Genomic DNA, 12,374 nt, shown 5'->3' with positions numbered 1-12,374 from the left:
GTAACTTGGTAATTTCTTTACTAAGAAATTTCATTTCAGATGAAATAAGAATCCCTGCCTTTATCGTAATCATAGCAGGCTTTGTAACAATGGTACAAATGGCAATCAAGGCATATTTGCCAGCCTTAGATGAATCCTTGGGTATCTTTATTCCACTAATAGTAGTTAACTGCTTGATTCTTGCTCGTGCGGAAGGTTTTGCTTCAAGTCACGGACCAGTAGCATCAATCGTAGATGGACTTGGTCAAGGACTAGGATATACATTTGCAATTTCCCTTCTAGCTTTCTTTAGAGAGCTTCTAGGAGCAGGAACACTTTTCGGAGCTCAAATAATTCCAGAAGCATATACAATCGGATTCTTACAACAACCAGCATCATCATTTATAGTTCTTGGTATGTTAGTTGCAGCATTTAATGCTATTTCAAAGAAGAGAAAATAAGATAGGAGATATTATGGGAAATCTATTTTCAATAATTATTGCAACTATTTTCGTAAGTAACTATGTACTCGGTCAATTCTTAGGTATATGTCCTGCCCTTGGTGTAACAAGCAAGGTGGAGACAGCAAGAGGTATGGGTATGGCAGTAATATTTGTTATAACCCTTGCTTCAATTATCACTTGGATAATCCAATACTACATATTAGATCCATTAAACATAGGATTCTTACAAACAGTTGTATTTATATTAGTAATCGCATCATTAGTACAATCAGTAGAAACAGTAATGAAAAAATCTATGCCAGCCCTATACGGCGCCTTGGGAGTATTCCTTCCATTAATCACAACAAACTGTGTAGTTCTTGGTGTAGCAATAAAAGCAATCGACTCATCATATACTCTAGTAGAAACAATAGTTTACGCCCTAGCAGCAGCTATCGGTTTTACACTAGCTATTACAATTCTAGCTTACATTAGAGAAAGAATAGAATACAACTCATTACCAGAAACCTTTAAGGGAGTTCCAATAACCCTAGTGACCCTAGGACTTATGGCAATCGCCTTTATGGGCTTTGCAGGATTAGCATAGGAGGGAGCAATGTTAGAAACAATAATAATTCCAATAGCAGTACTCGCTATCCTTGGTTTCGTCTTTGCTGTTGCCCTTGGTGTAGTAAGTGAGAAATTCCACGTAGAAAAATCTGTCAAAGAACAAGAAGTTAGAAATGCCCTACCTGGTGCCAATTGTGGTGCTTGTGGATTCCCAGGTTGTGACGGACTTGCAGCTGCTATCGCAAAGGGTGAAGCCCCAGTAGATGCTTGTGCCATTGGTGGTAAGGCTACTACAGATGCTGTAGCAGCAGTAATGGGAGTAGAATCTGCTGGTGGAGCTGATAGGAAAGTTGCAGTTGTAAAATGCGATGGAACTTGTGAAGCGGCAAAGGACCTTTTCCAATATTCAGGAATTGAAGATTGTAGAGCGCAAATTGCACTTTTTGGTGGAAAGAAAGCTTGTAACTACGGATGTGTAGGATGCGGTTCATGCGAGAAAGTATGTCCATTCGATGCAATCCACGTAAAAGATGGAGTTGCTCTAGTAGATAGAGAGAAATGTGTGGCTTGTGGTAAGTGTGTTGCTACTTGTCCTAAAAATATCATTAGCCTAATTCCATTTAGCCAAAAACAAGTTGTTCTTTGCTCAAGCCATGACAAGGGCAAGGACGCAAGAAATAACTGTAAGAACTCTTGTATAGGATGTACAATCTGTGCTAAGACCTATCCTGAAGCATTCAAGATGGATAATTTCCTTTCAGTAGAAGAGATTGGAAATGACTTCGATCCTGAGCTTCTAAAGCAAGCAGCAGACAAATGTCCAAACAAATGTATAGAAGTTTTTGAATAGAATTTTCAGCGCAAGAAATTGCGCTGTTTTCTTATGCCCAAAATTGACAATCTCCCAATAAAAATGATAAACTAGTTCTTGAGGTGTAAAATGAAAATAAAAAAAGGAGACATCTATGTTATCGGATTTCTATTGATATTTTCTTTGGCTTTTGCCTTTGCTATTTCCAAGATGACCTCGAGAGAGAAAGGTAATATCTTGGTTATTGAGCAAGATTCCAAAGTTATCAAGGAAGTTCCCCTAGATAAGGACGATGAGTTTAGAATCGAGTATGGGGGACACTTTAACATAGTTAAGATAAAAGATGGTAAGGCTTATGTATCAGATGCTGATTGCAATGACCAGATCTGTGTTCACATGGCCCCAATTCATGATGTAGGAGAAACGATAATCTGCCTACCCCATAGGTTGTTTATGGAAATTTACTCTACTGATGATGCTAATAATAGTAGAGAAGATAAGATAGATAAGGTGGTTAGATGAATAAAGATATTAGAAAAATTACGACTATGGCCCTACTTGTAGCCATGGCTCTTGCGATTTCTTTAGTTGAACATTTTATTCCCCTACCTATTCCAATTCCAGGTGCAAAACTTGGACTTTCAAATATAATATTACTAGTAAGCTTGTACTTTTATGGACTTAGGGCGGCTCTTTTGATTGGAGTACTTAAATCATTCCTTTTGGTTTTGGCAACGGGTATGGTTAGCTCCTTCTTTTTTTCAGTAGCTGGTGCGATCCTAGCAAGTATTTCTATGAGCCTAGCTATGAAATATCTTGACAAGAGCCTAAGCTTTATAGGAGTAAGTGAAATTGGTGCTTTCTTCCACAATTTTGGTCAAGTTTTAGTATCTGCCATAGTTATGGAAAACATCAAGATGTATTACTATTTCCCACTTCTAGTCTTTATTGGTACTTTTAGTGGATTCTTTGTAGGTCTTAGTTCAAATTATCTTATAAGGCATATGGAAAAGATTGGATTTGGTAGAAATGAAAGAGACAAAAAGCTTTAAAGACTTAGAAAAATATGATAAGCCAAGGGAAAAGCTCATCAGGGAAGGCTTTTCTTCCCTCACCGATTATGAGCTTTTGGCAATAATTTTATCTACCGGTACTAAGGAGAAGGATGTAATAGAGTTATCAAAGGAGATACTTGAGATTTTTTCCTATGAGGAGCTTCTAGAAATTGAAGTTAATGAACTTACTGATATCAGAGGTATCAAGGAAGCTAAGGCTACAAGAGTTGTTGCTGGACTTCAATTAGGCAAAAGAATCAATGAAAGAGTCCTAGATAAGAAAATAGAAAAGATTACATCTAGCAAGGACGTCTATGATATCATGAGTCCTAGGCTTTCTAATCTAAAGAAGGAATACTTCTATGCTATTTTACTGGATAGCAAAAATGTTATCATAGCCAAGGAAGTGATTTCTATAGGTGATCTCGGCTCTACTGTAGTAAATCCAAGGGAAGTCTTTAAGCCTGCTATCAAAAAGAGTGCTAAGTCAATGATTTTAGTCCACAACCATCCTAGCGGAAATCCAAAGCCTTCGACTGAGGACTTTCTCATCACAGATAGGCTAGCAGAGGCTGGGGATATTTTGGATATCAAGGTCTTAGACCATATAGTTATAGGAAATAGTAGTTATTATAGTTTTAAAAAAGAAGGGAATTTGTAAGAGGTATAGATTATGAGTTTTAGAATGATTGCTTCAGATTTTGCCATAGATCTTGGCACAAGCAATATTTTAGTATACAAGAAGGGCGAAGGGCTTATAGCAAGTGAGCCTTGTTTTTTGCTTTTAGATGAAAATAATACCAAGGTACTAGCTATTGGAGAAGAGGCTAAGGCCATGTTAGGAAAGACCCACGAGAAAATCCACATAGTAAGACCTATAAGTAATGGAGTAATTACAGACTTTAACTTGACTGAGGCCTTGCTCAATTATTTCTTCAAGAAGGTAAATGGAGGCTTCTCCTTCCTTCAACCAAGGGTTGTTATTTGTGTACCTTCTTCCATCACGGATATTCAAGCAAGAGCCGTAGAAGATGCAGCCCTCCATGCAGGTAGTAGGGATGTTATCCTTGTAGATCAGACCCTTGCAGCAGCTTACGGAATGGAATTAAACCCTGATGAGCCAAGAGGAATATTTATGCTTAATCTTGGTGCGGGTATAAGCGAGGCTTCAGTAGTTTCCCTAAATGGCATCATTAGTACAAAGAGTATTGCCAAGGCGGGAGACTACATAGACGAAGAGATTGCAGAATTTATAAGAAACAAGCTTGGTCTAGAAATAGGTAAAAACACAGCAGAAGAAGTCAAAAAGAACCTTCTAAGCCTTAAAGTAGCAGATAAAAATAATACAATGAAGGTCGATGGTAGAGACCTTGAGACAGCTATGCCAAAGACTGTTGAAATTAAAAGTAAGGACTTGGTTGAATGCGTCATGCCTTTTGCCAATGATGTTTGTGAATTGATTTATGAAGTTTTGGAAAAAATCCCACCAGAAATTAGCTCCGATGTCAAAAAAGACGGAATCTTCCTTACAGGTGGCCTTACAGGTCTTAAGGGACTTAGCGAATACATAGCAGACAGGACAGGTCTTAGGATAAATATATCAGAAGATCCTCTTACAGATGCTATAAAGGGTGCAGGTATCATTTTAGATAATCCTGACAGATTTGTGAAATATCGTAAGTAGGTAATCATGGCATACAGAAGAAAGAAAAAAGATAGGAAGGGCTTTGTAGCAACTTTAGTAGTTTTGCTTTTGCTTATAACAATCTCTTCCCAAACAGAAAAAATTAACGAAACAGGTTCAAATATAGCTAATACAATCTTTGCTCCAGTAGAAAAGGTGACTTATTCCATATCCTCTACCATCAAGGAGCAAGTTGAAAGAAGTCTAGGATCTAAGGAGACAAGGGCTGCTGTAGAGAAGTTAGAGGAAGAAAACAAGGCATTAGAGATTGAAAATGCCAAGCTTAATACAATAATTAGCAAGAAAAACTTCCTAGAAGACGAAAAAAACGCCCTCGATAAGTCAGAAAACTCTTATATGAAGGCCAAAGTTGTAAATACGGACTCAAATTCTATGACCAAAAACTTCACTATAGATAAGGGCAAAAAGGACGGAATCGAGAAAAACGACATCATCCTCCAAGCTATAGGAGATAGCAAATACTATACAGGTCTTGTTGGTAAGGTAGTAGAAGTATACGAGACGACAGCAAGGGTTGAGACAATAAACTCCATGTCAAATGACGTTTCTTTTGTCAATTCCAAAAGCGGAGACTACGGAGTAATCGATAACTTCACCCAAAAGACTATCCAAGGCTACATGCTAGATGTAGATAGCGAAGTAGAAACTAAAGACGTCCTACTAACCAGTGGTCTTGGGGGAGTGTACCCAGAAGGAATCTATATAGGAACAGTATCAAATGTGACTATGAGCGAAGATGCTCTAAGGAAAAACATAACCCTCAACTCACCAGTTGACTTCTCTCACTTATATAGGGTCTTGGTCCTTAAGAAGACCGACCAATATAGCGTAGATGAGGTTATAGAAAATAGGGACTATCAAGGAGAAATAGATGAATAAATTTAAGACCTTTATATTATTACTAGTATCATTTATCCTCCAAACATCTGTATTTTCTAAGATAGATATATTTGGAGCAAATGTCAATATATTTATACCAGCTATAGTTGTCCTATCCCAATTTTTGGGAAGAAAGACAGGAAGTATAAGCGGACTAGTCCTAGGACTTGTGGAGGACTTTCTCCTAACACCATTTTTTGGGGTAAGGGCTCTGTCATACTATCTAATAGGATATATCGTAGGAGAATTGAAAGTTCCAAAGGTTAAGTCAAGTGGAGTCTTAGTTACAGCTATATCAAGTCTAGGAAGCTTCCTTCTAATATCCTTGATATATTTTATCCTAGGAAAGCCTGGGGCTGATATATTAAATTACTTGCCTTTAGCCCTAATCACAGAAATTCTTCTAAACAGTCTAGTTTATCTAATCTACAATATTATAGTTAAGAAAATCATGTACATTCCAACCTACAAAATATAAGGGGTGTTTAAGTGAAAAAAACAAAAGAAAAAAGACTGATTTTTGTAGAAATCCTAGTTATAATATTATTTCTTGCCATAGTCGTAAGGCTAAGCAAGGTTATGCTAGTTAAGGGAGATTACTACAGAGACCTGTCTGACAATAGAAAAGTTAAAGAAGTTGATGAAATAGCAAGTCGTGGAAATATCTACGACAGAAACGGTAAGATTCTAGCTACATCAATCCCATCATTTACGGTCCAATTATATAAGGACCAAATGTCAAGCATGGATGAGGATAAGAAGATAGACAATATCTCAAAACTTGTCGATATCCTAGAAGAAGACGGAGTAAACTACACCGAAGACTTTAACCTAAGGCTAAACTCCTTTGAGTACAAGGATTATGATACATACTTTGACCACAAGAAGATGCCTATGGACAAGGTAGTAAGCCTTCTTATAGAAAATAATCTCATTAGAGAATTTATATCATCATCCTACCAAAAGGAGGGAATCGAATACGAAACTGCCAATACTGCCCTCCTTGCCCTAAAGAAAAGAGGGATTGATATTCCTTGCCATGTTGGGCAAAAAGACGGAGAGCTCGCTATAAGCTTTAAGGAAAATGCTGGCGAGAAATTAAAATCAATAGGCTTTGGCAAAAACGACGATCCCTTGGACGTGATAGTAGAATCTGTTGGGGAAGATGAGTCGGTAATTCTTACAATTCTTCAAAACCCTCACGCAAGAAAGCTCGCTTATGACTTGCTTAAGGAAAATGGCCTTGAAGGAGATTTAATCCTTAAGGAATATGCAGTAAAAAGTGACGAAGACTTCATAGAGAAAAAGGCCAAGCTCCACAAGCTTTTCCCAAATATAAATTACGAGTCTACTGCTGCCGAGGACTTCTATGAAATTGTCAAAAACTCCACTATAGAAGAAGTCTTGACAGAAGCGACTGTGGATGATTCAGGTCAATACATTATCCCTGCCAATATATTAATAGAACAGCTTGAAAATAAGGGAATTTACGCCAACTTCGAAACAGAAGTAGTTACAGAAAAGGATGACGATAAGAACAATTACTCAGTTGATGTAAGCTTCAAAAACCCTCAAGCAGGATCTGCGGTAAGCGAACTTGTAAAGCTTGCTGATGAGCACAAACTTCTTAAGAAACTTATTCTTTCAGAAGATATCAAATACATGGCCCAAAACGCCAATACCAAAAACAATATTTACCCAAACATCGACATCACTGACGAGGACCCAGAAGAGTGGACCTATACCTTCACCAAAGACGAGAAGGACTTCTACACCTACTATGCCCAAAAGGATAAGGCTAATAGCACAGATGATGTAGTAGACATCCTTTCAGAAGAAAAAGACGCAGGAAAGATTCTTTCTTACATTAAGAAAGTAGACAAGCTAGAAGACTATAGCGACCAAGAAGCTATAGGGATACTAACTATAGATAATAAGCTCAATCGCCAAGGTAACTTTGGATATAGGCCAATAAATATTGTCTATCACTTGGACGAATCTACAGTCCTTAAGATCGAAGAAAAAATCGATAAGGCAAGTGGAATCATAGTCGACACTATCCCGATAAGAAATTATCCAAATAGATACCTCGCAAGTCACGTCCTAGGCTACATGGGACCAATCGCAACAGGCGATGAAGTAAACAAGTACGTAAACGACAGGGGCTATCTAAGGGATGAAATTATTGGAAAGACTGGTATAGAAGAATCCTATGAGGATAACCTCAAGGGTAAAAACGGCAGAAGCCTAGTAACAGTAGACTCTTCTGGTAACAGACGTCAGACTATATCTAAGTCTACATCAGAGCCAGGAGACGATGTCTACCTAACTATAGACAGAGACCTCCAAGAACAAGCCGAAGAGTCCCTCCAGGGAGTTCTTGCAGCAATCAGAGAAGGGATAAGCTACAATTCAGAATACGGAACCTTCTCACCAATTAAGTCTGCACCAAATGCAGCAAGTGGTGCTGTCGTAGTAAGCAATGTTAAGACTGGAGAAGTCCTAGCCCTTGCATCATACCCAGACTATGATCCAAATATCTTCGCCACTGGAGTATCAGCATCAGATTGGGAGAGTCTCCAAGTAGAAGAAGGATCTGGACCACTAGTACCAAGACCAATGCTTAATATAGCCACCCAAACAGCGGTTATGCCAGGATCTACCTTTAAGCTTGTAACAAGTCTTGCAGCATTAGAAAAAGGACTCGACCCACTTTCTCTAAACTACTGCCACGGCTTTATGGATATAGGAAATAGAAGGTTTTCTTGTCTAATTTGGACAGAGACTGGACAAACTCATGGAGAAGAGAACCTCTATGGGGCGATCAGAGATTCATGTAACTATTACTTCTACACCCTAGCCTTGGGTAAGAATCCAGAAGACGGGGACACACTTGGAGTAAAACTTGAGCTTAACGATATAAGACTTGCAGCGGAGAAACTCGGCCTTGACCAAAAGACAGGAATCGAGATAAATATTCCAAACGAAACAGTTGGAAACATTCCATCAATCGGCAAGAAGGTCGAAGTAACCAAGACCATGCTCAAAAAATACCTGGAAAACAACCTAACAATCTTCATTAAGGACGGAGTAAAGAAGACTCGTGATGAGTACAAGAAGGACATTGAGGACATAGTTTCATTCGCAGACGATCCAGAAGGTTGGACTAGGGATAAGATAATAGAGTTCTTGGATGAGAAGGGATATGAACCAATAGGAATCTACGATGGACAAATAGCGGGCCTTGCAGACACTATAAAGTTTACCTTCCTTAACCAAGCCAATTGGGACATTACTGACATGCTAAATATAGTAATAGGCCAAGGACAAAACGCCTACACACCAATCCAGATGAATAGGGTAATGGCTACTATATCAAATGGTGGCTACCTAAACAAGTACACCTTGATTAATAAGATTGCCAACCACGATTCCAAAGAAGTCCTCTTCAAAAATGTTCCAGATAGTAAAAGAATTGACATCAAGGATACCAAACATCTTGAAGATATCAAATACGGAGCCTTGCTAGTAGCCCAAAACAATCCGATTCTTAACAAGCTTCCTATGGATATAGGTGTCAAAACTGGTACAGCAGAAGTAGAAGGACAAAACGCCGACGGATCTGACTACTCATCCTATGCCTGGATGATTGGTTTTGCTCCATATGATGATCCAGAAATTGCAGTATCTGTTATCCTAACCCAGGGAGATACCAGCTACAATGTAAGTCCTATTGTAAGGGACATCGTGGCCAAATACTTCGACCTTAAAGTCGACATATCAAACTCTGGAGATTCTAGTGAAGATATAAGACAAGTAGAATATGGAAATGGCGCTGGAGGCGAAAATCCTGATGGAAATGATGGAGACCATCCAACAGAAGATGCAAATACTAGGCAAAATAACGAGACAGACAACACAGAAAATACCGAAGGGAATTAATCTCTTATGAAAGTTTATATAATCAATTCACAAATAGACAAGGACAGGGTAAAGTTTGCAGTGGCTTTGGCGGAAAGGCTCAAAAAAACTGGCAAGACCCTCCTTGTCTCTACCAAAAGAAACGAATCAAATATCGAAGACTATTACGGTAAAGATGGTATGATTACCTATGACTTGGCAGATTATCTTAAGGGGGTCAATGACTTCAAGGAAGTAAGGGTAAGGGAGGACGAAAATCTCGACTTCCTTATAGCTCCCCTCCTAGAGGATAAAAAAGAAATCGATAAGGAAGACATTGATAAGATTCTCAAAGAAGAAGGATATAAAAATCTGGTAATAGACTCCCTTGACCTAAAGCTTGTCGATGAGAAGAAATCTGTATTTATAGTAGAAGCAGGAAAATTCCCAGAGACAATAGCGGAAGATAGCTTCTTTATCAATGGAACAAGCCCAGATACAGACATTAGATTATCCAAAGAAAAAATCGAATCATACGGCAAAAACTACCTAGGAAATGTCAACCTAGGCCAGGGATTCGATAAAGAAATCGACAACTTTATCAATGATAACTATGTCATAGTCCCAGACCTAACATTCTTCGAGAAGCTAAAGATGAAGTTTAAAAAATGACAGACTTTATATTTGTAGATGAAAAAGAAAAGCTTATGGGAAAAGTAAAAAAGGGGAAGATAGTGGAAATTAAATTCTACGACTCCCTCCTAGGCAATATCTACAGGGGTAAGGTCGTAAATAAAAACGACGCCCTAGGAGCCTACTTTGTAGAATACGATAAGAGAAAAACCCTCTATCTAAACTCCAAAACATCCTATAAGATTGGGGACAATGTCATTGTCCAATACGTAAGAGATCCCGCAAATGGCAAGCTAGCCCTGGGATCTCTTAATTTTAAGATAGAAAATGATAGCTATTATGTCAAAAGGTTCGCAAGGCTAATCAAGCAAAAGGAAGGCAAGGGGAGAGATAAGGCGAAGTTTGAAGCTATAGGAAAATTAAAAACTAGACTTATCCAAGAAGAAAAATTCTTCCCAACACCCAAACTACTTTATGAAAATAGCCTTAAGGATAAATATCTAGATGAAAATAAGGAACTAGAAGTAAGGGAAGTTGACATAGGAAATCTTGCCGAGTTTAGGGATTTTGTAGAATTAATCCAAGAAAAAAGACCGACCTATGGGGACCTATCCCTAATCATAGACGAGCTAGAGACAATGACTGTAATAGATGTCAACTCTAATAGTAAGAAAAGTACTAATAATAAGGACAAGTTCTTGGAAAACATCAATATGGAATTAGTAGATCCCATACTTTATAATCTAAAGGCGAGAAACATTGGTGGGATGGTCCTAATTGACTTTCTAAGAAACGAAAACCAAGAAAAAATTGAAGAAGCCATTAGGGAAAAATCGAAAGACTACGACCTAGAATGTGAAATATTCGGCTTTAGCCCTATGGGTTTATTTGAAATAACCATAAAAAGAAGAGGAGCTAGTAACGTGACCGAGCTTAGGAAGAGAAATCTTCTAAGTTAAAGTCACGGACTAAGTCCTCTTTTTTCTTTTTATTAAGTTTTTTGATAGCACATTCAAGCTTAAGCCCCTCAGACATGGAGGAGACTTCCTTGAAATAAACGAGCCTTACTGGGAGCCTTGCCCTAGTATACTTGGCCCCCTTGCCCGAATTGTGGACGGCCACTCTTCTTTTGACATCTGTGGTGTAGCCTGTATAAAGACTCCTATCGGCACACCTAAGCATATAGACAAAATGACTCATGAGAAAAGCTCACCCATAACCCTTCCTATAACATCAAAATCAAAGCCCTTACCGGCTAAGTGGCGGTAGACCTTGTTTTTCATCTTGAAAGAATAATCACCTCGGGCCTTTTTCTCAGCAAAATAAAGGGCCTTCTCATATTCCCTGTCATCATCGATTAGGGTCAAATTCTCATCGATCAAAGAATCTGGAATCCCCTTAAGCTTAAGCTTATATCTAATCTTATTCTTAGGCCAACCATTAATCGAAGACTTATCAGCAATGAAGCCTCTAACAAAAGATTCATCATCGATCAAATTATAGGAAGTCAAAAAGTCGACTACCTTGTCAGTAACATCAGACTCATAGCCCTTGTCCATCAAGATTTTTCCTATCTCAAAGCTAGTCTTATTGGCATAGGAAATCCTATTTAGTATATAATTTTTTGCCCTATTATAAGAATTGTCAGCCTGGATTTTAGAAAAAACATCAAAGTCTAGTTCTTCTTCCTTCTTTATATCTAGGTCATTAAAAAGATCATAAGAAATATAAAAAAGCTCTCCAGAAACTTTGAGTCTGCACAAATTGTACTTATCGGAAAATCCAATCTCTTCTACAATCATAGACTAGCAAAAGAATTGTAGGCGCTATAGATAATAGGTGCTATCATTGATATAGCAATCACGATTGCAAAAATTTTAAGTATAGTTTTTCTACTTTTCATAATTCACCTCTGTTTCTATTCTACTACTTGTAGGAGTAAAATAAAAATTTTACAAAAAAACTTGCACAAAAATAAAAAACGTGGTATTATATTTATTGTTGAGAGAGAGATATGACAATTGAAACTTTCAAAAAAGAAAATAATTGTTAGAAAAACTTGACAAGCTACTTCAATGATGGTATCATGAAATAGTGATGGCTTGGTGGGTATGGTCCAGTTGGTTAAGACACCTGGTTGTGGCCCAGGAGGCCGTGAGTTCGAATCTCACTACTCACCCCATATGCGGGATTGGCGGAATTGGCAGACGCGCTAGACTTAGGATCTAGTGGGAATTTTCCCGTGAAGGTTCAACTCCTTTATCCCGCACCAAACATAGACGCTGAGAGATCGGCGTTTTTTTGTGCTTATTTTTAATTAGTATTGATTAGAGTTTTTCTGGAATAGCTTATTCTAATTACTCATCTTATTGACTACATATGAATATATCATATATTTA

At 38.0% G+C, this 12,374-nt stretch carries 14 protein-coding genes and 2 tRNA genes; 14 read left to right on the top strand and 2 right to left on the bottom strand.

Annotation, left to right across the window (positions count from 1 at the left end):
• From MRZ08_RS06445 to MRZ08_RS06390, 12 genes are all read left to right on the top strand, one after another.
• On the top strand, nucleotides 1-440 hold a 440-nt coding region (locus MRZ08_RS06445), incomplete at its 5' end, for an Rnf-Nqr domain containing protein (RefSeq protein WP_297380771.1).
• A gap of 13 nt (nucleotides 441-453) precedes the next feature.
• Nucleotides 454-1,029, top strand: a complete 576-nt coding sequence (locus MRZ08_RS06440; protein ID WP_015778245.1) for an RnfABCDGE type electron transport complex subunit A — start codon at nucleotides 454-456, stop codon at nucleotides 1,027-1,029.
• A 9-nt stretch (nucleotides 1,030-1,038) separates the two neighbouring features.
• Complete coding sequence (locus MRZ08_RS06435) at nucleotides 1,039-1,842, top strand: RnfABCDGE type electron transport complex subunit B (RefSeq protein ID WP_297380768.1); 804 nt, start codon at nucleotides 1,039-1,041, stop codon at nucleotides 1,840-1,842.
• 90 nt (nucleotides 1,843-1,932) lie between these two features.
• On the top strand, nucleotides 1,933-2,325 hold the full coding sequence (locus MRZ08_RS06430) for a NusG domain II-containing protein (RefSeq protein WP_297380765.1): 393 nt from the start codon (nucleotides 1,933-1,935) through the stop codon (nucleotides 2,323-2,325).
• Nucleotides 2,322-2,855: a Gx transporter family protein gene (locus tag MRZ08_RS06425; protein ID WP_297380762.1), complete on the top strand. Its 534-nt coding sequence runs from the start codon at nucleotides 2,322-2,324 to the stop codon at nucleotides 2,853-2,855. The genes MRZ08_RS06430 and MRZ08_RS06425 overlap by 4 nt, the downstream gene beginning before the upstream one ends.
• Nucleotides 2,833-3,519 carry a DNA repair protein RadC gene (gene radC, locus MRZ08_RS06420; RefSeq protein WP_297380760.1) on the top strand — a complete coding sequence of 229 codons (687 nt, stop codon included), beginning with the start codon at nucleotides 2,833-2,835 and terminating at the stop codon, nucleotides 3,517-3,519. Before MRZ08_RS06425 ends, radC begins: the two co-directional genes overlap by 23 nt.
• Before the next feature lie 12 nt (nucleotides 3,520-3,531).
• Nucleotides 3,532-4,542: a rod shape-determining protein gene (locus MRZ08_RS06415; RefSeq protein WP_297380757.1), complete on the top strand. Its 1,011-nt coding sequence runs from the start codon at nucleotides 3,532-3,534 to the stop codon at nucleotides 4,540-4,542.
• Nucleotides 4,543-4,548: 6 nt separating this feature from the next.
• Nucleotides 4,549-5,442: a rod shape-determining protein MreC gene (gene mreC / locus MRZ08_RS06410; protein ID WP_297380754.1), complete on the top strand. Its 894-nt coding sequence runs from the start codon at nucleotides 4,549-4,551 to the stop codon at nucleotides 5,440-5,442.
• Nucleotides 5,435-5,920 (top strand): rod shape-determining protein MreD, encoded by a 486-nt coding sequence (gene mreD / locus MRZ08_RS06405; RefSeq protein WP_297380752.1) that lies wholly within the window; start codon nucleotides 5,435-5,437, stop codon nucleotides 5,918-5,920. Before mreC ends, mreD begins: the two co-directional genes overlap by 8 nt.
• 11 nt (nucleotides 5,921-5,931) lie before the next feature.
• Nucleotides 5,932-9,384 (top strand): penicillin-binding transpeptidase domain-containing protein, encoded by a 3,453-nt coding sequence (locus MRZ08_RS06400; RefSeq protein ID WP_297380750.1) that lies wholly within the window; start codon nucleotides 5,932-5,934, stop codon nucleotides 9,382-9,384.
• A gap of 6 nt (nucleotides 9,385-9,390) precedes the next feature.
• The gene (locus MRZ08_RS06395; protein WP_297380747.1) at nucleotides 9,391-10,014 is read left to right on the top strand and encodes a hypothetical protein; all 624 of its coding nucleotides are present in this window, start codon (nucleotides 9,391-9,393) and stop codon (nucleotides 10,012-10,014) included.
• Nucleotides 10,011-10,934, top strand: coding sequence for a ribonuclease E/G (locus MRZ08_RS06390; RefSeq protein ID WP_297380745.1), 924 nt, complete (start codon nucleotides 10,011-10,013; stop codon nucleotides 10,932-10,934). The genes MRZ08_RS06395 and MRZ08_RS06390 overlap by 4 nt, the downstream gene beginning before the upstream one ends.
• Here MRZ08_RS06390 and MRZ08_RS06385 read toward each other — a convergent pair.
• Together MRZ08_RS06385 and MRZ08_RS06380 are read right to left on the bottom strand one after the other, a co-directional pair.
• Nucleotides 10,909-11,175: a GIY-YIG nuclease family protein gene (locus MRZ08_RS06385; protein WP_297380743.1), complete on the bottom strand. Its 267-nt coding sequence runs from the start codon at nucleotides 11,173-11,175 to the stop codon at nucleotides 10,909-10,911. The two genes, MRZ08_RS06390 and MRZ08_RS06385, sit on opposite strands and share 26 nt — an antisense overlap.
• Nucleotides 11,172-11,777, bottom strand: coding sequence for a regulatory protein RecX (locus tag MRZ08_RS06380; RefSeq protein WP_297380741.1), 606 nt, complete (start codon nucleotides 11,775-11,777; stop codon nucleotides 11,172-11,174). Before MRZ08_RS06380 ends, MRZ08_RS06385 begins: the two co-directional genes overlap by 4 nt.
• Nucleotides 11,778-12,080: 303 nt before the next feature.
• Between MRZ08_RS06380 and MRZ08_RS06375 the strand changes: the two genes are divergently transcribed.
• Together MRZ08_RS06375 and MRZ08_RS06370 are read left to right on the top strand one after the other, a co-directional pair.
• A tRNA-His gene (locus MRZ08_RS06375) sits at nucleotides 12,081-12,157 on the top strand.
• A gap of 3 nt (nucleotides 12,158-12,160) precedes the next feature.
• Nucleotides 12,161-12,247: transfer RNA gene (locus tag MRZ08_RS06370), tRNA-Leu, on the top strand.
• Nucleotides 12,248-12,374 lie beyond the last annotated feature (127 nt).

This window comes from Anaerococcus sp. (assembly GCF_022770135.1).
GTDB lineage: Bacteria > Bacillota > Clostridia > Tissierellales > Peptoniphilaceae > Anaerococcus.
The sequence above is the reverse complement of the archived record's forward strand: the minus strand, read 5'-3'. Positions and strand labels throughout refer to the sequence as shown.

Excerpts from the sequence above, each read along its gene's own strand:
- MRZ08_RS06440 (WP_015778245.1), top strand. The coding sequence starts at position 454 with ATGGGAAATCTATTTTCAATAATTATTGCAACTATTTTCGTAAGTAAC.
- MRZ08_RS06435 (WP_297380768.1), top strand. The coding sequence starts at position 1,039 with ATGTTAGAAACAATAATAATTCCAATAGCAGTACTCGCTATCCTTGGT.
- MRZ08_RS06430 (WP_297380765.1), top strand. The coding sequence starts at position 1,933 with ATGAAAATAAAAAAAGGAGACATCTATGTTATCGGATTTCTATTGATA.
- MRZ08_RS06415 (WP_297380757.1), top strand. The coding sequence starts at position 3,532 with ATGAGTTTTAGAATGATTGCTTCAGATTTTGCCATAGATCTTGGCACA.
- mreC (WP_297380754.1), top strand. The coding sequence starts at position 4,549 with ATGGCATACAGAAGAAAGAAAAAAGATAGGAAGGGCTTTGTAGCAACT.
- MRZ08_RS06395 (WP_297380747.1), top strand. The coding sequence starts at position 9,391 with ATGAAAGTTTATATAATCAATTCACAAATAGACAAGGACAGGGTAAAG.
- MRZ08_RS06390 (WP_297380745.1), top strand. The coding sequence starts at position 10,011 with ATGACAGACTTTATATTTGTAGATGAAAAAGAAAAGCTTATGGGAAAA.
- radC (WP_297380760.1), top strand. The coding sequence starts at position 2,833 with ATGAAAGAGACAAAAAGCTTTAAAGACTTAGAAAAATATGATAAGCCA.
- MRZ08_RS06385 (WP_297380743.1), bottom strand. The coding sequence starts at position 11,175 with ATGAGTCATTTTGTCTATATGCTTAGGTGTGCCGATAGGAGTCTTTAT.
- MRZ08_RS06380 (WP_297380741.1), bottom strand. The coding sequence starts at position 11,777 with ATGATTGTAGAAGAGATTGGATTTTCCGATAAGTACAATTTGTGCAGA.
- mreD (WP_297380752.1), top strand. The coding sequence starts at position 5,435 with ATGAATAAATTTAAGACCTTTATATTATTACTAGTATCATTTATCCTC.
- MRZ08_RS06425 (WP_297380762.1), top strand. The coding sequence starts at position 2,322 with ATGAATAAAGATATTAGAAAAATTACGACTATGGCCCTACTTGTAGCC.